This window comes from Pseudomonas brenneri (assembly GCF_007858285.1).
Taxonomy (GTDB): domain Bacteria; phylum Pseudomonadota; class Gammaproteobacteria; order Pseudomonadales; family Pseudomonadaceae; genus Aquipseudomonas; species Aquipseudomonas brenneri.
The window spans coordinates 78,166-98,954 of the sequence record NZ_VFIL01000007.1; the positions used below are offsets into that span (position 1 = coordinate 78,166).

Sequence of the window (20,789 nt, forward strand, 5' to 3'; positions counted from 1 at the left end):
CATGCCTGACAATCGTCAACCCGAGATCGATATCGCCGTGGTCGGCGCCGGCATTATCGGCGTTGCCTGCGCCCTGCAACTGGCACGCCAGGGCCGGCGCGTAGTGGTTATCGACCAGCAGGCACCCGGCATGGGCGCCTCGTTCGGCAACGCCGGGCACCTGGCGACCGAGCAAGTGTTCCCCATCGCCGACCTGTCGATCCTGATGCGTTTGCCCGCCATGTTGATGGACCCCATGGGGCCGCTGCGCCTGGACTGGAAATACCTGCCCCACGCCCTGCCCTGGTTTGCCCGCCTGTTGTTGAACCTGCGGCCGACGGCCTACCAGCGCACGGTGGCCGGCATCCGTGCCCTTAACGAAAGCAGCCTGGGCGCCTGGCACCGCCTGCTGGCAAGCATTGACCGGCCTGGGTTGATGCGTGAAGACGGCTCGCTGCTGGTGTTTGAGCGTTCCGAATCACGGCCAGCGATTGAAGGATTGAAAGCGCGCATGACCCGCCAACAGGTGCCGGTTGAGTTCTGGTCGGCCGACGCCGTACAGCGGGCCGCGCCGCAATTGAGTGAGCGGATTCAAGGGGGGTTGTTCTTTCCTCGTACCGGGCACTTCCTGGATCCGTATCGCGTGGTGGGCGAGTTGGTCGAAGCCGCCAAGGCCTGTGGCGTGCGCGTTCTCCAACAACAGGTCCGGGGCGGCCAGTTACAGGCCCAGGGTGTTGCCTTGATCACCGACCAAGGCCAAATGCACGCACGCCAGGTACTGATCGCCTGCGGCGCGCACTCGGCCAGACTCACCCAGGCACTGACAGGTAAAAAGGTGCCGCTGGACACCGAGCGCGGCTATCACCTGATGCTGCCCCATGAGCAGGAGCGGCTGCCGTTTGCCGTCACCTCGCTGGAGCGCAAGTTCATCATGACGCCGATGACCGACGGGCTGCGGCTCGCCGGCACCGTTGAGTTCGCCGGCCTGGAGCGGCCAGCGAATATGGAGCGCGCCTGGCAATTGCATCGCCTGAGTCACGGCCTGCTGCGGCATGACCTGAGTGCTGAAGACGCGACGCCGTGGATGGGCTTTCGGCCTTCACTGCCGGACTCGCTGCCAATCATCGACCGGGTATGCGACGGCAAAGTACTGCTCGCGTTCGGCCATCAACACCTGGGCCTGACGCAAGCGGCGGTGACGGCCGAGCTTATCGCGCAGTTGGCTTCGCCGATCTACGTGCCACAGCCGCAGGGGTTGCCGGCACTTGAGGCGTATCGATTGGATCGGTTTTGAGGGTCGAGGCGTTCTTGCGGACGCCATCGCGGGCAAGCCCGCTCCTACAGGAGTCAACCGCACGCCCTCTGATCCGTGTTTCAATGCGGCATTTCGCCTGCCCATTTAAGGACTACGGATGTCTCTGATCTCGCAACGTGTAGCACTGGCGCGCAGCGGCGCCAATGACAAGGTGATTTGCAAAATGGCCTCCGGTTGGGCCGTGATGGGCGATGTGCAGTTTCTTCCGGGCTACTGCCTGCTGCTGCCCGACCCCGTGGTGCCGAGCCTCAACGACCTGGATACCCAGGCCAGGACCACCTACCTGCTGGATATGGCCCGCCTCGGCGATGCCGTGCTGCAGGCAACCGGTGCACTGCGCATGAACTACGAAATCCTCGGCAATTCAGAGCCGGAACTGCACTGCCACATCTTCCCCCGCTACGCCTCGGAAGCAGAGCACTACCGCAAGATGCCGGTCTGGTTCTACGACTGGAAAACTGCCACGCCGTACGCCGAGGACATCCACGGTGCCTTGCGACTGGAGATTGCGCGGTTGCTGGCCACTCACTGATAAATAATCGTGAACGTCGCCGAGGCATTGGCCGGCCCCGGCGTGACCGTGTTCGCGGTTTGCAGGTAACGCGCACGCAGGGGGATCGAATAGCTGCCCTCGCTGGTGCGCAAGGTGAGGCCGCTGGCTCGGTTGGTTGCCAACGGCACAGCCGTACCGTTGCTTGTGGCCACCTGCACACCGACACCGGTAGCGGCAGGTGCCTTCCCCGTCCCGCTAGGGTCAAGGGCAAGCACACCATTGGCTGCGTTGATCGCCACACGGGCCGGGTCGATACGGTACTGCAAGGAGTTGTTGACTCGGGTACCGCTACTGGTGCTGCTGCCAGACGGTGAGTTGCCACTTTGCGAGACCCAGTTCGGCCCGCTAGTCGTATAGATCCCGCTGAACGCCGGGCAGTTGTTCAAGGCAATGGCAAAGTCTGTCCAACCCGTGGCGCTGTTGACCCCGGTGAATTTGGCAGTCAGGTGCGAGCCCATGGGCACCGACACATCCGGCGTACTGCAGGTGCGCGAGACAATCTGGATGCTGCCGGAGATGCCCATCCTGAAACCCTGCATCCTGGCGTCGCCGAAGTTACCGAACAGGCTCACGATCGGTAACGTACTGCCCACCAGTACACCCGGCGTCACATCGCCCAGCTTGATCAGGATCAGCTCAAAGTTCGAGGGCCCGTCAAAGGGGACCAGGCACCTCCAGCCATTCGTACACGTGGTCCATGCTTTACCCGATTGCCTTGGCAGCGGGCCACCCGCGCTATTGAAGGCGACCCCCAGCCCCGGAATACTGGTTCTGTAGACTTTGTTGGCATACGTCCCGCTGGACACACTGGCCAGGGCATAGCTGGATTCGACAGTCAGCTCGGTCCACTGCTGGTACGGGGCATAGAGGCACTCAAGCTTGGGCGCCTGGCCTGCCGCCATGCTGAATTTCTGGCGATACACTTCAGTACCCACCGGCACATCGCGCCCGACAGTGATCGCCGAAACCTGCAATGGCATGGAGCCTACGGCCGGGCGAATACCGTCCATGTAGGTACAGGTGACCGCCATGGCCGTCCCGGCCACCGCCCACAATGCGCCGACGGCCAGGCCCGCCTTGATCAAAGCCCCGATGTTCATAACTGTACCTTTTGAAGAGTGTTGGGCTGCACGCTGCCAGCCACGTGTTTACCGGCCGCACACACGGCGTCCAACTGCTGCAACTGCTGCCCTTCGCCGGGGCCGGCCGGGATCACCAGCGCGCATTGCTGATGGGTCTTGCTGCCCCAGTTGATCAGCAACTGGCGGGTTTCAGGCTTGATCCGGGCGTACAACTGACCGCCCTGCCCAACCATGCCCACCGACGTGCCTTCGGCATCGGTCACACCCGCACCGAAAGGCAAGCTGCTGCCGTCGTCGAGGCGCACATTGAGCAACACCGCGCGGCCCTGGTTGGTGGTGTATTTGAGATGCACCACGGCGCCGGCACGCGGGGCCACCTGCTGGCTGGTTTCGTTGAGTTCGACATCCAGCGAGCTGCCGATCGGGTCGATTGCCACTTCGTTCAACTCATAAGGGCGCAGGTACGGCACCACCGCGTTGCCGCTGCCGTCGAGCTTGAGCCCTGGATAACCGGACACCTTGGCGCCTTCGGCACCCGGCGCACTGACCACCGCCATGGTTTCACCGCGATACGGTGTCAGGGTCACACCCTCGGCATGGGCCACCACCGTACCGCTAGCGCCCACCGAGGCGCTGGTATAGCCATCGCCACGGCCCAGGGCCGCGCTGAGCATGGCCCGAGCGCCGGTGTACTGGCCATTAAGGGCCACGCTCTTGCTGTTGTTGGCACCGTCATGACCGATGGTCGCACCGTAGCCATACTGGCGGTCATCGCCAGCGGTGCCGCTGATACCGGCCTGCTCGCTGTAATTGCCTTCGGTGTCACGCCCCACCTGCGCAGTTATTTGCGGGGTATGGCCAGACGCACCAAACTCCAGGGGCATGCTCATGGTCAGCAAGAAGCTGTTTTGCATATCGCCCAGGCCCATACGGCTGCGGTTGGCGTTCACACTGAAGCTGATGCGATTGAACTGCTTGCTGTAGCTGAACTGATACTGCAAGTCACTGCCCGGCAGGTTCCAATAGTTCTGCGCAAAGCCACTGATTGCCACTTGTCCCCAGTCGCCCAGGCTCTGATCGGCGGTGACTGAAAAGCGGCTGCGTGGGCGCCCGAACATGCTGGTGTCCCAGCCACTTTTCTCGGCATCGAGCAGTTGCACAGCATTGCTGAAATCCAGGTATTCGCTGGTGGAAAAACGATAGGCCGCAAGTGAGAAGTTACTGCCAGTACTCAGCACGTTTTTGCTGTAGGACACCCGCATGCTCTGCCCTTTCGCAGCACCGCCAGCCAGGTCGGTCTGGGCATGGGTCACGTCCACGGCCATGGCGCCGATAGGCGTGCCGAAGGCCAGGCCGGTCAGCGCGGCCGTGTAGTCATCACTCGACTGCATACCGGCAAACCCGGTGAAGGTATTGTTCAGGCCATATTGCACAGTGCCCTGCAACAGGCGCACCTGCTTGTCGACATAGTTGTTGCGGGTTTCACCGGCGGTCAGACTGAAACGTGAGGTGCCCGGGCGCAGCAATTGGCTGACCGAGGCATACGGCACGATGAAGTTCTGTTCAGTACCGTCGGCCTCGGCCACGCTGACATTGAGGTCGCCGCCGTAGCCGGTGGAGTACAGGTCATCGATCACAAAGGCGCCGGGGGCCACGGTGGTTTCCAGCAGGATATTGCCGGCCTGGCGAATGGTCACCCGCGCGTTGGTGCGGGCAATGCCACGGATCACCGGGGCATAGCCGCGCATGGAGTCGGGCAACATGCGGTCGTCACTGGCCAGTTGCACACCACGGTACGACAAGGTGTCGAAGATTTCACCGGTGGTATTGGACTCGCCCACCGTCAACTGGCTTTTCAGCGCAGTGATATCGCGTTGGGCGTAAGTGTCCAGGGCCTGGTAATCAGTGCCCAGGCGCGACTGCCAATTGACCGAGGCATTGTGGCGCAGGCGCCAGTCACCCAGATTAAGACCCGCGTGCAGACCCAGAAACGCGGAATCGGAATTGCCGCTGCGGGTGTGGTTACGGTTGCCGCTGAAGTTGTAGCTGAGCATACCGGCGGTGACGCCACGGTCCCACAACTCGGGGCTGACATAGCCGCGCGCATTACGCTTGAGCGCCATTTGCGGAATGCTCAGGTCGAGGGCCTGGTTATCCGGTGAAAAGTTTGCGGTGGCGCCCTGGATCAACATGCCAACAGCAGCGCAGCCCTGGTTGTCGAGAGCCAGGCTGGCTTCGGGCGACAGGCTGGACATCTCCACGCCCTGGCGCTCAAGCAAGCCACGAGTCATGCACACCACCGGCTTGCTGCCGTCGGCCTGGGCCTCGATGCGGATGTCCTGGCGGCTGTTCAACTGGCCGTTGAGCACCACGTCTGCACGGTATTGCCCCGGCATCACCGGGTTGCCGGCCTGGTAGGCACCAAGGTCGAGATTGCGCGAGTCCTCAGGCAGGAACGCGTCATTGAATTGCACCTCTTGCGCCAGTGCGTCCTGCACGGCTATTACGCCCGGGGCAACGGCCAATACCTTGAGGATCAAGGCCGTGAGCGGATTCAAGGCGAAGCGAGGCCGCGCCCGCAGAAAAAGCCTGCTGCTGAAAGAGGTCGACATAAATGACTCGCGAGTAAAAACGTCAGGGATTGATCAGCGCTGGAGTGGCTTCCGAGTCGGGACCAGTGCGCCGTAATCATTGATGGCGTTGAACTCCACCTGGGCATCGCCAGCCGGTCGCGCCTTGAGCGCGGGCAGTTCGAACTGCCGGGTTTCACCCGGAGCGATCATGCCGTCTTCACTGCGCTCACGCTGGGCGCCGGCCACCAGTTCCAGTTCAACCAGCGAGACGTAGAACGCCGTCGGATTGAACGCCTGCAAGGCCAGGCCTTGCCCGTCACGCGCCGGCACCAATTGCCACTGCACCTGCTCAATCGCCTCAGTGGCAGTACCCGGCAAATCGCTCGGGCGGTAGAACAATTTGATCCGCGAACGAAACGCCATTTGCAGGGTATTGAGGTCCGTACCGGCTTCGGGCTTGGGCGGAATTTCCAGTACGTTGAGCCAGAACACCGACTCTTTGTCCTGGGCCAAGGGAGCCCCCGTGAACATCAGCCGCAGGCTTTGGCCCTTGGTCGGATCAATACGCGCCACGGGTGGCGAAAGCAGGAACGGCGCCTTGGAGCTGGTCGGGGTCGACTTGACGTCGCCGGTGTCGATCCACGACTGGGTCAGCGCTGGCTGCGTGCCGTTGTTATTGAGTTTTACGGTGATTTCTTTCTGGCCCGCCGGGTAGATCAGGCGGGTTCCGGTAATCACTACCCCAGCCAAGGCCTGGGAACACATCAGTGTCGCCATCCCCGTGAGGAGCAGTTGCTTGAATAGAAACTTGCAAGACATAAAGCAATCCCGTTGCCGCATGGAAACACGCCCCTTCAATAAACAGCGGGGCGTGTGTCCATGGCCTGCGACTTACTGATAGTTGATGGAGTAAGTCACGGAGCTGACAACGGTGCCCGGAGTAGTAGCAGCCTGGGCGAAGTACTGAACTGCGTATGGCAGGATGGCGGAGGTGTTTGCAACGTCGACACGGCTGGTCGAAGTGACCTGCGCGGTGTTGCCGGCCTTGATCGCCTGGCCATTGGTTGCGTCAACCAGTTGCAGTTGAACTTTGGTGGCAGAACCACTCACGTTCTTCAGGTTGCCGCTGGCTGGGTCAACGCTACCGCCCGACTCGAAGAAGGCAGCAGCGGTCTTGATCGCAGCAGAGCAATCGCTCAGCTCGATGTTGAAACCGGTCTGGCCGGCCACTTGGCCTGCGGTAGTCAGGGAAGCGGTGGAGATGGTTGGCAGCGTGACGGTAGTCCCATTCGCACCGGATGCACCGTTCACTGCAACTTTGCAGGTTTCGGCTTTAAGTTCGCCGTTGAAATCGATTTTGCCGTCCGAAGCCAGAGCAGCAGAAGACACCGTGGCAGCGACCAGTACAGCGAGGGCGCGGGCTTTGTAATTCATGAGTAACTCCGAGAGAGCGATGTTCTACAGTAAGTTTTAAAGCTTCCGCTTGCCGGAGAGCTTCTGTGTTGTTGCGGGATGAAGTTTAGGGAGGACGCATCAAACTCAATATAGGAGTGCTCTGAAAAACAATTTAACGCCTAAACTTTTCAGCACTTACATGCCCCGCAAAACTTACTGTTTCGCCTTAACTCCTTTTTAAAAATCATCGACACTGCGTCAATAGGATCACTCCTAAAAAGCAGTCACTCCAATAGTTCTTAAACCCAGCTTATTGGGCAAATACCGAAATAGAATGTTGGCGCTGCGGCCCGGCAAGTAAAACGCGGTGAGCCCATCGCAATCACAGCCGCTCAGCCGCTCACCTGCGCCCCGCAGACAAGCCCACCCCGGTGCTCCAGCAAGCTACGAGCATGGTCCGCAATCGCTTCTGCCGGCCAGCTCACTTCGTCCTGCAACAACGCTTGGATATGCTGCACCGTGGCCGCAAAGTCTGCCCAGCCAATCACCAACGCTGCCATGTGCAGCTTCTGTATCGCGTCCAACGCCGAACTGCGATCACGCAGGGCAAGCCGCTCAATCAGGCGGTTGAGTTCCTTGTGCAGTTCCTCCGGCGCCGCGGCAGGTTCCGGACGCGGCTCAATCGGGGGAGCCTGGGGAACTTCGCACCATAGTTCAATCATCTGTTGCAACTTGGCCTGTTCGATCGGTTTAGTCAGCACGCCATCTATACCCGCGTCGAAACAACGCTGAAGGTATTCGTTACCGGCAGATGGCGAGAGGGCAATGATTGGACAATAGGAGCGCTCCTGCTCACGCTCCAACTCACGCAATGCGCCGGCCATGCGTTGCGCGTCACCCTCTGGCGAGTCACAGTCGATCAGCACCATGTCGACCCTGCGGGCACTGAACAGCGCCCTCCCCTGGGCTGCATCCGCCGCCAGCAGCGCCCCGTGACCAAGGCTGCCGAGCTGTGCCTGCAACCCTTGCCGGCGGGGCAGCGAATCGTCGAGCACCAGCACCTGCAAACCGTGACTGATCTCAACTATCGGAGCCGGCTCGGTTGCCGGCAGTTCATGGCAAGCGGCGCGCTCAACAGGCAGCCTCACTTCGACCTGGGTACCGACGCCTTGCAGGCTACTGAGGAGCAGCTCACCATGCATCAGCCGCACCAGCCGCCGACAGATCACCAGGCCCAACCCGGTACCGCCCGTGCGCCGGTAGGATTGCTTGGCCTGGGCGTAAGGCCGGAACAACGAGGACTGCGCCTGCTCGGACAAGCCGATACCCGTGTCGATGACCCGAATCACCAGCTGTCGAACCTCAACCGCAGGCTTTTCCAGCAGTTGCAGTTGCACCTCGACCCGGCCGATATCGGTGAACTTGACGGCATTGGACACCAGGTTGCGCAGCACCTGCGCCAGGCGCAGGTCATCCAGCAGCAAGGGATCGTCGGGGCGCTCGCCCGTCACCATCAGCTCAAGACCTTTGTCCTCGGCAGGCGCTCGATACTCGTCCACTATCCGCAGGACCAGTGCCCAGAGATCCACCGGCTCAAGATTGAGAGTCAGTTGCCCGGCCTCCATCTTGGAGATATCCAACACATCATCCACCAGCCGTAGCAAGGTGTTGGCCCCGCTATTGGCCAACCCGGTGAAGTGACGCTGCTGCTCGTCAAGCGGCGTGTGCTCCAACAACTCGACAGCAGCCAGCACCGCGTTCATCGGCGAGCGTACTTCATGGCTGATGACGGCCAGAAACATCGCTTTCTCCCGCTCACTGTGCATTGCCTGGCGCCGCTGCAGACGACTTTGCACGACCAGCGCGAGCAACAGCGCCACCACGGACAGCAATAGCCACAACTCACCTTGGTAATGTTCGGCAATGGCCTTGATGGTAGGAATATCCAGGTTCATATCGACGAACCAGGCGTCATAGATCGCCTTGCGCTCGTCGCTGGTGATAGACGCCAGCGCCTTCTGCAAAATGGACAGCAGGATCAGGTCACTGTCACGTATCGCCATGCTCACGCCGGTATGTTGCTCGGGGACCACACCGGATATCTGCAACACCCCACGGTATTGGCGAGACAGGTAAGGAATCAGCAGCCATTCGGAAGCAATCGCCGCATCCGCACGGCCGTCCTTGACCATCGCCATCATGTCCACCGCATTCTGCGCCGAGATGATGGTGATACCGGGCGCCTTCTGCTGCAAGAACGCGAAATACCCTTCGCGCCCCAACATCACCAGGCGCTTGCCGGCGAGCTGCTCCAAGGCCACAAAAGGCTGATCGCCAAAACGGCTGATAAGAATGGTCGAGCTGGTGTTGTAAGGCGTGGTGTAGAGCAACCCGCGATCCTGCACGGGATCGTCATCCTGGCGCCGGGTGGGTAGGATGTCGACTTCGCCACTGATCAGCATGTCTTTGCGGGCGCTGCGCGTGGTGGTGCTCACCGGTTCGAAACGCAGGCCCGTGCGCGAAGATATCAGCCCCAGGTATTTGGCCGACAACCCTCTGAGCTGGCCATCGCTGATGTATTCAAAGGGCAGCAGGTTGTCGAACACCCCGACACGCAGCACCGGGTTGGCCGCAATCCAGTCAAGCTCCTGCTGCGTCAATTGCATCGGCACTGGGCTGGCCTGCGCTGCCATACCCAGGTTACCCAGCAGGAGCCCTATCAGCAGCAAGCGTGCCAGTACGGCGCTCATCGCGGCGCCATCCGCGTGCTCCGGGCAGGCGCCAGTACGTCGAAGGCCGTGTCTGCGCCCAGGGCATGCCAATGCTCAACCAATGCTTGCAAGGCCTGCGCATAGACGGGGTTATCCCAGCCCTGCTCCGCACGCAACAGGCTCTCCAGGCGCTCGGCACTCTGGCCCAGGGCCGACCACTCCATAATCAGCGCCGCGCCGTGCACGCGGTGGGCAACATGCACGGCGCTGGGACGATCACAAAGCGCTATCGCCTTGATCAGGCTCCCCAGGTCACTGGCCATTTCCCGATTGATCGCCTCCTGATCAAGCCTGGGTGCCATCAGGCTCGCACGGGGTGCCGCCAACTTGACGCCGCACCAGCGCTCGATCACCTCGCGCAGTTGTCCCAGGCGTATCGGCTTGCTCAATACCGCGTCCATGCCAGCATCCATGCAGCGTTTAAGGTGTTGCTCGCCGGTCAAGGCAGAAATGGCAATGATCGGGCAACGGGCCCGCCCCAACTGACGCTCGAACACCCGCAGTTCACGGACCAGGCTGTAACCGTCCTGGTCCGGCAGGTCGCAGTCCATCAGGATCAGTTCGTAGGCCTGCTCACCGAACAAGAGCCGGGCCTGGGCAGCATCCGCAGCGATCACAGCCTGGCAGCCAAAACCGCCGATCTGGGCGCGCAGCACCTCCTGGTTGGCCAGGGTGTCTTCCACTACGAGGATCTGCAGGCCGTCGGTGACAGCCTGAGGCGCTGGCGCCTGAACCGGTGGTTGTGCAGCGGGCTCAGGTGCAACGGTCACCGGCACGCAGAGAATGATGGTAGTGCCCACGCCCGGTTCACTGCTGAGGCTCAACGAACCCTGCATCAAGCTCGCCAGTTGCTGGCAGATCACCAGGCCCAGGCCCGTACCACCGGAGCGCTTGTACGATTGACTGGCCTGGACATAGGGACGAAACAAAGAGGCCTGTACCGCTTCGCTCATGCCGATCCCGGTGTCGTGGACCTTGACTTGCAACTGCGGGTCACCGGCCTGCGAGGCCACCAGGCACAGCTTGATGTCGACACCTCCGGCATCGGTGAACTTGATGGCATTGGAAAGCAGGTTATGAAAAATCTGCGTCAGGCGGGAGCTGTCGAGCAACAGCAAGGGCAGCTGTGCCTGGATGTTCATATTCAAACTCAGGTGCTTTTCCCGGGCGCGCAGGCGATGCAAGCCGACCACGCCCTGCACCAGCGCCGTGACATCGGTCGGCTCGATGTTCAGGCGCAGGGCCCTGGCGCCCGAGCCAGGTGTATGCAGCACATCATCAAGCAAGCGCACCAAGGCGTTGGCACCGCTATTGGCCAGGTGCGCAAAGTGGCGCTGCTGCTCATTGAGCCGGGTGTGCCCCAGTAACTCCATGGCCGCCAGCACGGCATTCATCGGTGAACGTATTTCATGGCCCATGACCGCCAGGAACATGGTTTTTTCCTGCTCGTTACGCACAGCTTTAAGCCGCTGGCGATGACCGCGATAGGCCAGCACACACAAACTGGCCAGCACCAACGCCCCCAGGATCAGGACATGCAAGTAGTGATTGGCAATCGTGAACAGGGTCGGAACATCCAGGTCCAGGTCTTGATACCAGTGATCGTAGATCTGATTGCGTTGTTCGGCGGTGATTGAGTCCAGGACCTTCCCGAGGATCGAAAGCAATATGGCCTGGTCATCACGAACGGCCATGCTGACATCCAGTATCTGGCTCCCGACCACCCCTGAGGTTTCCAGGACGCCCTGGAACTGCCGATACAGATAAGGCATCAGGAAGGTTTCGGAGGCGACCGCTGCATCAGCACTGCCATCCTCGACGCGGGTCAGCATATCCAGGGCCGAGGTGCTTCTGATTAGGTTGGCACCGGTACCCGTAGCCTTGAATATCTGCTCGTAATGATCTGTGTCGGGGATCATCACGGTTTTGCCTTGCAGTTGATCCAGATCGAAAAGACCGGGGCTGTCGACCCGCGTCACGATGATCGGCGAGGTGGTGTGATAGGTCAGCGCGGTAAGGCCCTCGGTAGATGGCTCAGACCTGAAATGCAGGTAAGAGGACAACAGGTCGACCTGACCTTCAAAGAGCATTTTCTCGCGTATTTCCAGGGTCTTTCCCGGCGTGTACGTGAATGTAAGTCCCGTGGTATCCGTCACCAACTTCAGATACTGAACTGATCGCCCTTGCAGTGTCCCATCACTCATGTATTCGAAGGGAATCAAGCCTTCGACCACCCCCACCCGCAACACCGGATGCTGCTCTATCCAGCGCTGCTCCTGTTCGCTCAACTCAATGGGCCCCGCACAAAGGGCAGGCACTCCTCCCATCAACCACAGCAGCACGCCCCCACACAGCCACTGCCTCATGGCGAACCGATGATCTTGTTGAGCTTGAACAGTTCGTTGTTCGACGTGACCCCCAGCTTGCGAAACGCCGAAGTTTTCTGGGTGCTGATGGTCTTGATGCTGCGATTGAATTTTTCGGCGATTTCCGTGATGGTCATGCCTGCCAGGTAACAGCGGATGACTTCCTGCTCACGACTGGTCAACTCTGCCAGGATCAGTGCGTCCGGGACCTCGTCCGAACCCTTGCGGGTATCGCTGGTGACGGTTTCGGCCAGGCGATAGGTCATGTCGGTACTCAGGTACACCGCCCCGGAAGCCACTTTGCGGATGGCCTTGATCAACTGGGTCATGTCTTCGCCCTTGCCGACAAACCCCCGGGCACCGACGCGCATGGCCAGGCCCACAGTCGCCGGGTCGTGATGACTGGACAGGATGAGGATCTGGCAGGCGGGAAACTTGACCCGCAAGGCGCGGATCAGCGACACGCCGTCCAACTCATCGGGGCTCAGGGAGAAATCCAGCAGCAACAGGTCGGCAGGCGCCGTGGCGAGACCGGCGATCAGGTCTCGGCTGCGCTCATAAATGCCTACCACTTCAAAGTTCGTCTCGGCGGCCAGGGTATTGGCCAGGCCATGACGAACAACAGCATGGTCATCGAGTAAAGCAATACGTATAGGTTTCATCGCAATCGAGCCCACTCAGCCCAGCGCACGCGGCGCTGCTGGAAAACAGGGATACCCCTCCGATACAACGTCTGACTCTTGCTTAAGTATATGTAACAAACGAAAAATGACACGGCGCATAAAGCCAACTGGTTCACACACCTTCAATAATGTGTTTGATCTTGAACAACTCGTTGTTCGACATCACACCCAACTTGCGAAATGCCGAGGCTTTTTGCGAGCTGATGGTCTTGATGCTGCGATTGAATTTCTCGGCAATTTCGGTGATGGTCATGCCCGTCAGGTAACAGCGGATCACTTCCTGCTCACGGGCAGACAAGCTGACAAAACGCAGTGCGTCCTCGCGGCTCCTGGCGTCTCCGTCACACGGGCTGGCTGTGGCTTCGGCCACCCGATAAGCCATGTCCGGACTCAGGTACACCGCCCCCGAAGCCACCAGCCGTACTGCATCGATCAACTGGGTCATATCTTCGCCCTTCCCGAGAAAGCCCCGGGCGCCGACACGCAGGGCCAGGATCACGGTGGCGGCATCATGGTGCGTGGAGAACACCAGAATGCGGCATTGTGGAAACTTCACCCGCAGTGCGCGAATCAGTAAAACTCCGTCCAACTCATTCGGCCCAAGCACGTAGTCCAGCAACAGGACCTGCGCCGGATCTTTCGCCAGCCCTGCCAGCAGGTCACGCGTGCGGGAATAGACGCCGACCACTTCAAAGTCAGGCTCCTGCACCAGCCGATTGACCAAACCATGTCGCACGATTGCATGATCATCCAGCAAAGCAATTTGTAAGCGTTTCATAGATCACAGGACACTCTGTATAACGAGCAAAAAGATGAATAACACCCATTCATCATTGGTAAGTTGCCGTCATGGCTGACGGACCTACAACATCAATTACATCCGTGCAACTGAGCAATCGCACACTAAAAGAGTAACGGGCGAACTTTCGTTTACGCAAAGAAGTGCCCACAGACAAACTTTAAAGTTGCCCGATGAACAGTCGTTTTTTTCAAGCCAATTACAGCAAGCAATAAGTACCCGACGCAAAGAGGCACTAATCCCTGGAGCCCGCGATAAAAAATTCGATGATGGGAATTTAAGGCAATAACGCAGAAATGGACATCGGAGCACTCCTAAAAACACCATCAGTCTTAGGACTGAAGGCGAGCGGAGGCGCGTTACTGGGGTTTTCCCTGCTCGATCACGAAACCCAGGAACGCATCGATTTCCATTGGCCGAGCCAGGGCATACCCCTGGCCGACGCGACATCCCAAGCGGTGCAGCAACGGGATGGTGGACTCATCCTCGATGCCCTCGGCCACCAGGTTCAAATTGAGCAAGCCCGCCCAATTGACGATGCCTGCGATCACCTTGCGTGACGAGGCATGCTGCTCGACAGCCCGCACGAACGAGCCGTCGATTTTCATCTCATCGAACGACAGGTTTGCCAACAGATTCAAGGTGGCCGCCCCGGTACCAAAGTCATCCAGGGACACCTGGAAACCCTTGGTGCGAATGGCCGTCAGCGAAGCCGACAGCAAGAGTTCGTCCGGCTCAGGCACATCCTCGGTGAGTTCGATTTTCAGCAGCCGGGTTGGCAGGTCGGCCTGCCGCATACGCGCCGCCATACTGTCAGCGAAGTGCGGGGTGCAAATGGTTTTCGCCGACGCATTGACCGCAATGGGAATCCAGATGCGTTCACGCTTGAGGGCCAGCATGACCCGGATGGTCCACATTTCAACCAGACTGAACAGCAACAGGTCCAAGCCCAGCCGGTTGACCAGGGGCATCAGCACTGACGGCGGTATTTCACCAAACTGCGGATGCTTCCAGCGCACCAACGCCTCGGCGCCCACCACACGCCGACTCAACAGTTCGAACTGTGGCTGGAACACGAAGCGTAGCCCCTCTCCTGTGGTCAGGGCATTGATCACTTCATCCTCGGCCAGGGCGTCGAAGGTGGCCACGTTCAACTGGGGGTCGGCTTCTGCGCGGGTCAGCATCACGGCTCGCAAGGCATCACCCAGCTCCAGAGGCGTACCGTCACGCAGGATCTCCACCAGAATACCCGCGGTGCGGGCCAGCCGGGCATGGGACTCCAGCGCACTCACCGCCACCCCGCCAATGTGCCTGATCCAGAATTGATTGGTGCTAGCCTGTCGAGGCGGTACACAGGCCCCGTCGACCGCTTGCGCCCGAGCATTCAGGGTGGTTTCACCCGTCCAGAAAATACTCGGCAACTGCATCAGAGTGCCGGCGTCATACCGCCCCTTGAGCAGGCTGGGCAGCATCAACCCGGCGTCACTGCCAAGCCGGATTTCGCAGACAATGACATCGACCTGGCTTTCATCCAGCCAGGCCTGCACTGCGCTCAAGGATTCAACATTGGCCAGAGGCGTAATACCCATAGCACTCAAGGCGCCGGAGAGCCGACTTGCGCAGGTAGCGTCGGTTGCCAACGTGATGACGCGCAAGGCGTTGAACTCGTTGGGCACGGCGGCATTTAAGATCATGACAAAATTTTCCCGAGACTGTATCCAGGAAAAAAGCTTATCAGTGCCAAAAAAGAAGCAAATAGGATTGGGACTAAAAGCTCGGTGAATCAGATCAAGCACCAGGGCCTTTGGTTCTTGGGCAACGGCGCCCCAGCGACAGCACGAACAACGTGATGGCAAAGACCGTTAACTGTGTGGTGAGAAAGGGAGGGATGACTCTGGACATGAGCAACGTAGCGACCGAGAACCCTTCTCGATGAAATACTGCCAGAGCGGCACCGATGGGCATCAACACTGCCCCATCGGCACCCCACTTTCCTGCGTGTTCTAGAACACGTACTGCAAGCGCATCACGATGCCATCGCCCGTGTCATCGCCCACGGTGTTGCTGACGTTATCCGTGCGGGCCTTGACGTAGTTGGCACTGACCTTGACGGCTTCGTTAGCGTACCAGTTGACCCCCAGGGTGTGTGCCTTGCCTTCGCTGTCGCCGACCTGGCGCACATTGGTGCTGACCACCACATTGTCGTCCTCGACAGTGAACGCGTCGTAGCGGTAGAACACCTCCCAGGCGCCGATCTGTTTGTTCTGCGGCTTGATCGAGTCGAACTTGGCGCCATCGAGTTTATAGATGCGTGGCTCGCCGGTCAGGGTGTAGGCCATCTGTGCGTAATAACCGCTGGCCTTGATGTCACTGCGTGCGGCATCGGCCTTGAGGGTCCGGCGCAGGTATTCGCCCTGTACCGAGAACGCATCCAGCGCCCAGGCGCCTTCCAGGCCCCACACCGAATCGTCCTGCCACAAGCCCTGCTGGGCAGCGCTGCCGCCAAATACCGAGCGGGTACCGTTGGTGCCCGCGCTGTTGCCGCCATTGGTCTCGACGCCGCGCATGCCCATGCGTGAACGGATACGGGTGTCGATGGCTGCATCCTTGAGGTCACGGTAGGCGTATTGCAGCCCCACGTGCAGCACATTGCCGGACTCATGCAGCGGCGCAAACACACCACGCAGGTTGTAGCGCTTGACGCTGTCACCGTCGGTGTCGTTGTTGTTTTCGCTGAATACGCTGCCGGACAAGTAGGCCATGCTCCCTACGACGCCGGTGGCCTGTACGCCCATGCCGGAGTTGTCGTTGATCCACTCCGCCACGTCGTAGGAAAGGTTGCGCTCCAGGGCCGTGACCCACTTGGAACTGGTGGCTTTCTCCAGGCCGAAATCCGTGTAGAAACGACCGACTTTCAGGTTCAGTGGATTGAACCCGGTGTAGGTCACACTGCCTTCGTCGAAGTAGCCTGTGCTGTCATTGCCCACGTTACGGGACAGGTCGTAGTTGATCTGATACTTCCAGTCCTTGTAGGCCGTACCACCAAACTCCAGGTAGGCCCGACGAAAATAGGCGGCGTCTGCCGAGTTGCCGTTACGGGTGTAGTAGTCATTGAACCTGGCGTAATCAGCCTGGATACGCCCGCCCAACTTGAAGCTGAACTCTTTGTCGGCAGTGGCAACTTCGAGGCCGCCCTTGGTTTTCAGCACGATATCAGCACCATCGGTGGTCACCGTGCCAGCCTGAACCGACATGGCCAATATGCCGCCCATGACGGCCAGGCTCAACTGAGTGAATCCAACGTATTTCGAATCGCTAATCGACATCAACTTCCCCTCGTTATCGTTAAGTACAACTTGGCGACGGGGAGCTTCCAAAGAGCAGATGACGGTTTTGGTTTATTTAAAAGACACTTTTGTGACGGTGACGACTTTCGCTCTTGAATCACGACGCAAGCCTTATAAACAAAGGGCCCAGCAACTTTTCAAGGGATCTCGCCAAATATTTCAGAATGATTAAAGTTGCTGCTGACTCAGATGACACTCCTCCACCTCAAGGGGGCTAGCTGACCACTCTTTCAAACCAATCACTGCGCTCGTCAAAGGCTTTGTGAATCAGCGCCACCAACGCTTGCACATGAGGTTGCTCGGCCGTCAAGGGCGCAGTGGACAGCCACGCCAAACGCTCCATGCGCTCGCTGAACAATGGCGTCAGGCCCAGCAGCGTCTTGTCCAGATGGGTGATGTAGTTTGGCAACAAGCCGACACAGGCACTGTGCCTGATCCACTCCCGCACCCACGCCTGGGAATGCACCTGGGCTACCGCCCTCTGGCGTTGTTTGACCAGGCGGTTCCAGGGCTCAAAAGCCGCAACCGGAGCATTCGTACGACCTTGTACCAACATAAAGTCAGACAGGTCTGCGATTTGCGCCGGCAAACGGTTACCGCGACAGTAGCGCTTGGCAATATGCGGGCTGTAATCAATGCGTGCCAGCCGTTGCGGCGTGGTCATGGCAAACCCAGGGGAAGGACGCGGGCGACCAGGATCCGCCAGCCACACCATGATATCGGCCTGACGCGTCGGCTCGCCCGTCAACGGGATGACTTCCAACTGCATTGCCGGGTGCTTGCGCATGAAATCCAACACCTCACGCGCCAGCAGATCGTGCATGAGGGAATCTTCCACGGCCAGGCGCAACAACGGTTGAGGCAAGACGCTCGCCTGTGGCTGGACATCGCCAAAACGCGCCACCAGTGCCGCTTGCAGACGCTGCCCCTTGAGGGTCAGGCGCAGGGCGCTGTCCTGATACACAAACAGCGGGCTACCCAGATGGCTTTCCAGGTGGATCATTTGCTTGCGCAACACTGCGGCGCGGATATTCAGACTTCTGGCGGCCTGGCGAAAACTGGCACAACGTACGCATGTCAGAAAACGTTGCGCCAGCTCACGGTCAATCAACGGTGGCGGTGCAGTCATAAGGCAACCTTTCAGCGGCCATTATTACGGCACTGCCCCATGACTTTATATTCGATGGTATTGAGCTTGCCGCCCGAGTCCTCGTAGGTCATGCGCGATGGCACGATGTCACAGGAACGGATCGGTGGCGTTATGTTGACCACCTTGGCGATGTCCAGCTTCATCCCGTAGCGATAGCCCTGGACCTGGGGCTCGTCCTTACCTTTTTTTGCCGCATAAGCGGCCATGGCTTTCTGGTTATCGCTCATCATCTGGTCAAACACACGGTCACCACCTCCCGTGGCGAGCGCGGCCGTGGACAATGACAACATCAATGCAGCAATACTTAGTTTTAACAGGTTCATAGGGTTCATCTCTCAAGTCACTACAGCAAACTTTCCAGACTTGAGATTAACGAACCGACCCTTTCACCAAGGTAGCTTGAAGATTACCTTTCTGTTATCAACCACTAAGCATTGCCTGAAACGACGACGATGATCACCGCCCAATCAACGTCGGGCGGATTACAAACAAACTGACCCACCACTTTGGGTCAGCGTAACGCTGGCGACGGGTGGGACCTATCAGGTGAGTATCGAGCAACTGAAAGCCGGTTCTGACCCAAAGGAGCAATCGAGTAGCAGCCGCATCCGATAATTCAGACAGGGAGCAAAACAGTGATCGGTATTAGAGAAGCAACCATAGAAGACATCCCCCTACTTCGGAACCTCGGCATGGCGACCTATCGAGAGCATTTCTCTGACATCTGGAGCGCTGCGGGCATGCAGGACTTCCTGAACAAAGACTTCTCAATCCGCGAACTCCAGCAATCAATCGAGTCGCCTGCCTGTCATTGCTGGCTTATGGCATTTGATGCAGACAACCAAGGCGTAGGCTTTGCCAAGATCAACTGGTCCAAACCCATGCCCTTGCCTGGACAGGTTGGTGCTGAGCTTCAGAAAGTCTACTTCCTCAAAACACAGGCCGGCCGAGGCTACGGGAAGCAGCTCTTGCAGTTCATTTTTCAGTCAGCAAAAGACCGTCAGCAAGGCTCTATCTGGCTGGAGGTGCTGAAGTCCAATGCCAGTGCGCAGCGTTTCTATGAAAGCTGCGGGTTCGAGGTGCGAGGAGAAATACCGTTCAGTACCGACAAGGCCGATATCGGGATGGTGGTGATGAACTGTGGCCTTTCCCGGTAGCCAGGGGGCTACGCCGCTCATACCGCTCACATCTTAATCACCAAAGGAATGGCAATGATCTTCGACTGGCACTCCGGCCCCATCACCCGCACCACCCCATTGGATAAGCACTACCGAAATACGCAAAAGGTGCGTCAGTTTCTGGTCAGCGAGTGCGGGGAGTCGTTCAAGTTCGACCGACCGTTCATGGCCTGGATCAAGAGTGGCGAGCCCTTGACGATGGGAGACGTGGCGGATATGTGGAGTCGCAGAGACGCAGGGGAAATGTTTATCGCGCCTCAGCAGCAGACAAACGACTGATCAGGGTGCTGGCGCGCAACGCACACCAGGAACCTTTTTCACAATCGGGACTCAGTGCTGCATGTTTTCATACCAATGACTCAGCGAATTCCCGATGATTATCCGAAGATCCCTGCTCTGTATCGCCTTGGTAGCCATCGGCTTTCTTGCCGGGTATGCCGCCAAACCAAATAATGGACTTCAAGTGACTGCTGGCCAACTGATCAAATGTGGCCAGGTGACCATTCCTACCCTGGAGATGTGAACCCGAAGTCACAGCACGGTCGCCAGCGACCGCAACGGCTTTCACCAGCAAAACCTGACATCCAAGTAAATAACGCATTGATAGCTTCCCGGCGAATAGTCGACGGATTTAATAACTGGCTGGAGCCAAAATGGTCATTGACGACGCGCTCGCCAAATATTCCACGTACCCCTGCGCAAAATCCAAATACGCCCGCACGATAGCCGACGGATGACGGTGTGATGGGTAGATCAGGTTAATCTGCTGCTCCGGCAGTGGATGCTCAGGTAGCAGCACCAGCAGCTTCCCTTCGCGGATGGCGGGCCCGGCTAGAAAAGGCGGGAGCTCCGTCACCAGATCACCGGCCAACGCCCGGCTGCGCAAATGCGCATAGTCATTCGTGGTCAACATGGCCTGCGGCTTGAATAGCACGCTTCCCAACTGCCAGGTTCCCTGACTCCAGGTGCCACAGGGATAACCGTGCAAAGCCTCGACACTGGCAGGCATACCCAGCCTTTCAATCAGCGTCGGACTGGCCACCAACCAGTGGCGATAGTTCAGCAGGCGGCGGGCAACCATGGTCTCGTGGGCAATCATGCCGACCCGCAACGCCACATCGACACCATCCTCGATCAAGTCGATACGCCGCTCGGTGGTATGGACGCTGACCTGGACCTGTGGATAGCGGCGCTGGAACGCCGACAAAACATCCCACCAGGGCTCAAACGAAGGTGGCAATGACAACCGAAGGCGGCCTTTGAGCAGCGCCTGATCACTGATCACCGCCTGTTCGCCCTCGGCCAACGCTTCAATGCCGCGACTGGCATGTTCGTACAACCGCATCCCCGAATCGGTGAGCCTGGTGCCTCGTACAGAGCGTTCGAGCAGTTGCACTTTCAGTTGCTGTTCAAGCTCGCGAATACGCCGGCTCAAGGTCGGCAATGGAATATCCAGGCGCTCGGCGGCAGCTGACAGGCTGCCGGTCTGCGCTACGCTGACGAACATGCGGACGGCGTTGAAGTCCATGGCTTAACCTCTCAGTAATAAGAGGCACGATATATTTTTTGTGGGCCATCTTCCAGTTTCGATTGATGGA

The 20,789-nt window shown here is 59.1% G+C and carries 18 protein-coding genes; 4 read left to right on the forward strand and 14 right to left on the reverse strand.

Annotated elements, in window-relative coordinates:
• Position 1: 1 nt before the first annotated feature.
• Together FJD34_RS16670 and FJD34_RS16675 are read left to right on the forward strand one after the other, a co-directional pair.
• Positions 2–1,273, forward strand: a complete 1,272-nt coding sequence (locus tag FJD34_RS16670; protein ID WP_090291303.1) for an NAD(P)/FAD-dependent oxidoreductase — start codon at positions 2–4, stop codon at positions 1,271–1,273.
• A gap of 118 nt (positions 1,274–1,391) precedes the next feature.
• A complete protein-coding gene (locus tag FJD34_RS16675) occupies positions 1,392–1,826 on the forward strand; it encodes an HIT family protein (protein ID WP_090291304.1) in 435 nt (144 codons plus the stop codon).
• On the opposite strand, the gene FJD34_RS16680 is transcribed toward FJD34_RS16675, so the two are convergent.
• The 12 genes from FJD34_RS16680 to FJD34_RS16735 all read right to left on the reverse strand — a co-directional run bounded on the left by FJD34_RS16680 (position 1,820) and on the right by FJD34_RS16735 (position 18,336).
• Positions 1,820–2,947: a fimbrial protein gene (locus FJD34_RS16680; RefSeq protein ID WP_090291305.1), complete on the reverse strand. Its 1,128-nt coding sequence runs from the start codon at positions 2,945–2,947 to the stop codon at positions 1,820–1,822. The genes FJD34_RS16675 and FJD34_RS16680 overlap by 7 nt on opposite strands.
• Positions 2,944–5,541, reverse strand: coding sequence for a fimbria/pilus outer membrane usher protein (locus tag FJD34_RS16685; RefSeq protein WP_090291306.1), 2,598 nt, complete (start codon positions 5,539–5,541; stop codon positions 2,944–2,946). The genes FJD34_RS16680 and FJD34_RS16685 overlap by 4 nt, the downstream gene beginning before the upstream one ends.
• Before the next feature lie 33 nt (positions 5,542–5,574).
• Positions 5,575–6,321: a fimbrial biogenesis chaperone gene (locus tag FJD34_RS16690; protein ID WP_032857306.1), complete on the reverse strand. Its 747-nt coding sequence runs from the start codon at positions 6,319–6,321 to the stop codon at positions 5,575–5,577.
• A 72-nt stretch (positions 6,322–6,393) separates the two neighbouring features.
• Positions 6,394–6,936, reverse strand: coding sequence for a fimbrial protein (locus FJD34_RS16695; RefSeq protein ID WP_032857308.1), 543 nt, complete (start codon positions 6,934–6,936; stop codon positions 6,394–6,396).
• A gap of 353 nt (positions 6,937–7,289) precedes the next feature.
• Complete coding sequence (locus FJD34_RS16700) at positions 7,290–9,647, reverse strand: ATP-binding protein (protein WP_050593294.1); 2,358 nt, start codon at positions 9,645–9,647, stop codon at positions 7,290–7,292.
• Positions 9,644–12,034, reverse strand: coding sequence for an ATP-binding protein (locus FJD34_RS16705; RefSeq protein ID WP_090291307.1), 2,391 nt, complete (start codon positions 12,032–12,034; stop codon positions 9,644–9,646). Before FJD34_RS16705 ends, FJD34_RS16700 begins: the two co-directional genes overlap by 4 nt.
• Complete coding sequence (locus FJD34_RS16710) at positions 12,031–12,696, reverse strand: response regulator transcription factor (RefSeq protein WP_032857309.1); 666 nt, start codon at positions 12,694–12,696, stop codon at positions 12,031–12,033. The genes FJD34_RS16705 and FJD34_RS16710 overlap by 4 nt, the downstream gene beginning before the upstream one ends.
• 133 nt (positions 12,697–12,829) lie before the next feature.
• A complete protein-coding gene (locus FJD34_RS16715; protein WP_032857311.1) occupies positions 12,830–13,495 on the reverse strand; it encodes a response regulator transcription factor in 666 nt (221 codons plus the stop codon).
• Positions 13,496–13,875: 380 nt separating this feature from the next.
• Complete coding sequence (locus tag FJD34_RS16720) at positions 13,876–15,210, reverse strand: EAL domain-containing protein (protein ID WP_032857312.1); 1,335 nt, start codon at positions 15,208–15,210, stop codon at positions 13,876–13,878.
• Between the two features lie 309 nt (positions 15,211–15,519).
• Positions 15,520–16,788: an OprO/OprP family phosphate-selective porin gene (locus FJD34_RS16725; protein ID WP_050593302.1), complete on the reverse strand. Its 1,269-nt coding sequence runs from the start codon at positions 16,786–16,788 to the stop codon at positions 15,520–15,522.
• 289 nt (positions 16,789–17,077) lie between these two features.
• Positions 17,078–17,992 (reverse strand): LysR family transcriptional regulator, encoded by a 915-nt coding sequence (locus FJD34_RS16730; protein WP_032857316.1) that lies wholly within the window; start codon positions 17,990–17,992, stop codon positions 17,078–17,080.
• Positions 17,993–18,003: 11 nt separating this feature from the next.
• Entirely contained in the window at positions 18,004–18,336 is a 333-nt protein-coding gene (locus tag FJD34_RS16735) for a DUF2790 domain-containing protein (RefSeq protein WP_032857318.1), read from the reverse strand.
• Positions 18,337–18,648: 312 nt separating this feature from the next.
• Between FJD34_RS16735 and FJD34_RS16740 the strand changes: the two genes are divergently transcribed.
• Positions 18,649–19,170, forward strand: a complete 522-nt coding sequence (locus FJD34_RS16740; RefSeq protein WP_065944373.1) for a GNAT family N-acetyltransferase — start codon at positions 18,649–18,651, stop codon at positions 19,168–19,170.
• A gap of 54 nt (positions 19,171–19,224) precedes the next feature.
• Positions 19,225–19,470: a DUF6434 domain-containing protein gene (locus FJD34_RS16745; protein ID WP_050593295.1), complete on the forward strand. Its 246-nt coding sequence runs from the start codon at positions 19,225–19,227 to the stop codon at positions 19,468–19,470.
• Positions 19,471–19,537: 67 nt separating this feature from the next.
• Here the strand turns inward: FJD34_RS16745 and FJD34_RS28085 are convergent, their stop codons facing one another.
• Positions 19,538–19,792 carry a hypothetical protein gene (locus tag FJD34_RS28085; RefSeq protein WP_157695985.1) on the reverse strand — a complete coding sequence of 85 codons (255 nt, stop codon included), beginning with the start codon at positions 19,790–19,792 and terminating at the stop codon, positions 19,538–19,540.
• Positions 19,793–19,822: 30 nt separating this feature from the next.
• Entirely contained in the window at positions 19,823–20,719 is an 897-nt protein-coding gene (locus tag FJD34_RS16750) for a LysR family transcriptional regulator (RefSeq protein ID WP_032857323.1), read from the reverse strand.
• Positions 20,720–20,789 lie beyond the last annotated feature (70 nt).

Excerpts from the sequence above, each read along its gene's own strand:
- FJD34_RS16750 (WP_032857323.1), bottom strand. The coding sequence starts at position 20,719 with ATGGACTTCAACGCCGTCCGCATGTTCGTCAGCGTAGCGCAGACCGGC.
- FJD34_RS16700 (WP_050593294.1), bottom strand. The coding sequence starts at position 9,647 with ATGAGCGCCGTACTGGCACGCTTGCTGCTGATAGGGCTCCTGCTGGGT.
- FJD34_RS16670 (WP_090291303.1), top strand. The coding sequence starts at position 2 with ATGCCTGACAATCGTCAACCCGAGATCGATATCGCCGTGGTCGGCGCC.
- FJD34_RS16685 (WP_090291306.1), bottom strand. The coding sequence starts at position 5,541 with ATGTCGACCTCTTTCAGCAGCAGGCTTTTTCTGCGGGCGCGGCCTCGC.
- FJD34_RS16675 (WP_090291304.1), top strand. The coding sequence starts at position 1,392 with ATGTCTCTGATCTCGCAACGTGTAGCACTGGCGCGCAGCGGCGCCAAT.
- FJD34_RS16705 (WP_090291307.1), bottom strand. The coding sequence starts at position 12,034 with ATGAGGCAGTGGCTGTGTGGGGGCGTGCTGCTGTGGTTGATGGGAGGA.
- FJD34_RS16715 (WP_032857311.1), bottom strand. The coding sequence starts at position 13,495 with ATGAAACGCTTACAAATTGCTTTGCTGGATGATCATGCAATCGTGCGA.
- FJD34_RS16710 (WP_032857309.1), bottom strand. The coding sequence starts at position 12,696 with ATGAAACCTATACGTATTGCTTTACTCGATGACCATGCTGTTGTTCGT.
- FJD34_RS28085 (WP_157695985.1), bottom strand. The coding sequence starts at position 19,792 with ATGCGTTATTTACTTGGATGTCAGGTTTTGCTGGTGAAAGCCGTTGCG.
- FJD34_RS16730 (WP_032857316.1), bottom strand. The coding sequence starts at position 17,992 with ATGACTGCACCGCCACCGTTGATTGACCGTGAGCTGGCGCAACGTTTT.
- FJD34_RS16720 (WP_032857312.1), bottom strand. The coding sequence starts at position 15,210 with ATGATCTTAAATGCCGCCGTGCCCAACGAGTTCAACGCCTTGCGCGTC.
- FJD34_RS16690 (WP_032857306.1), bottom strand. The coding sequence starts at position 6,321 with ATGTCTTGCAAGTTTCTATTCAAGCAACTGCTCCTCACGGGGATGGCG.
- FJD34_RS16695 (WP_032857308.1), bottom strand. The coding sequence starts at position 6,936 with ATGAATTACAAAGCCCGCGCCCTCGCTGTACTGGTCGCTGCCACGGTG.
- FJD34_RS16745 (WP_050593295.1), top strand. The coding sequence starts at position 19,225 with ATGATCTTCGACTGGCACTCCGGCCCCATCACCCGCACCACCCCATTG.
- FJD34_RS16680 (WP_090291305.1), bottom strand. The coding sequence starts at position 2,947 with ATGAACATCGGGGCTTTGATCAAGGCGGGCCTGGCCGTCGGCGCATTG.
- FJD34_RS16725 (WP_050593302.1), bottom strand. The coding sequence starts at position 16,788 with ATGGGCGGCATATTGGCCATGTCGGTTCAGGCTGGCACGGTGACCACC.
- FJD34_RS16735 (WP_032857318.1), bottom strand. The coding sequence starts at position 18,336 with ATGAACCTGTTAAAACTAAGTATTGCTGCATTGATGTTGTCATTGTCC.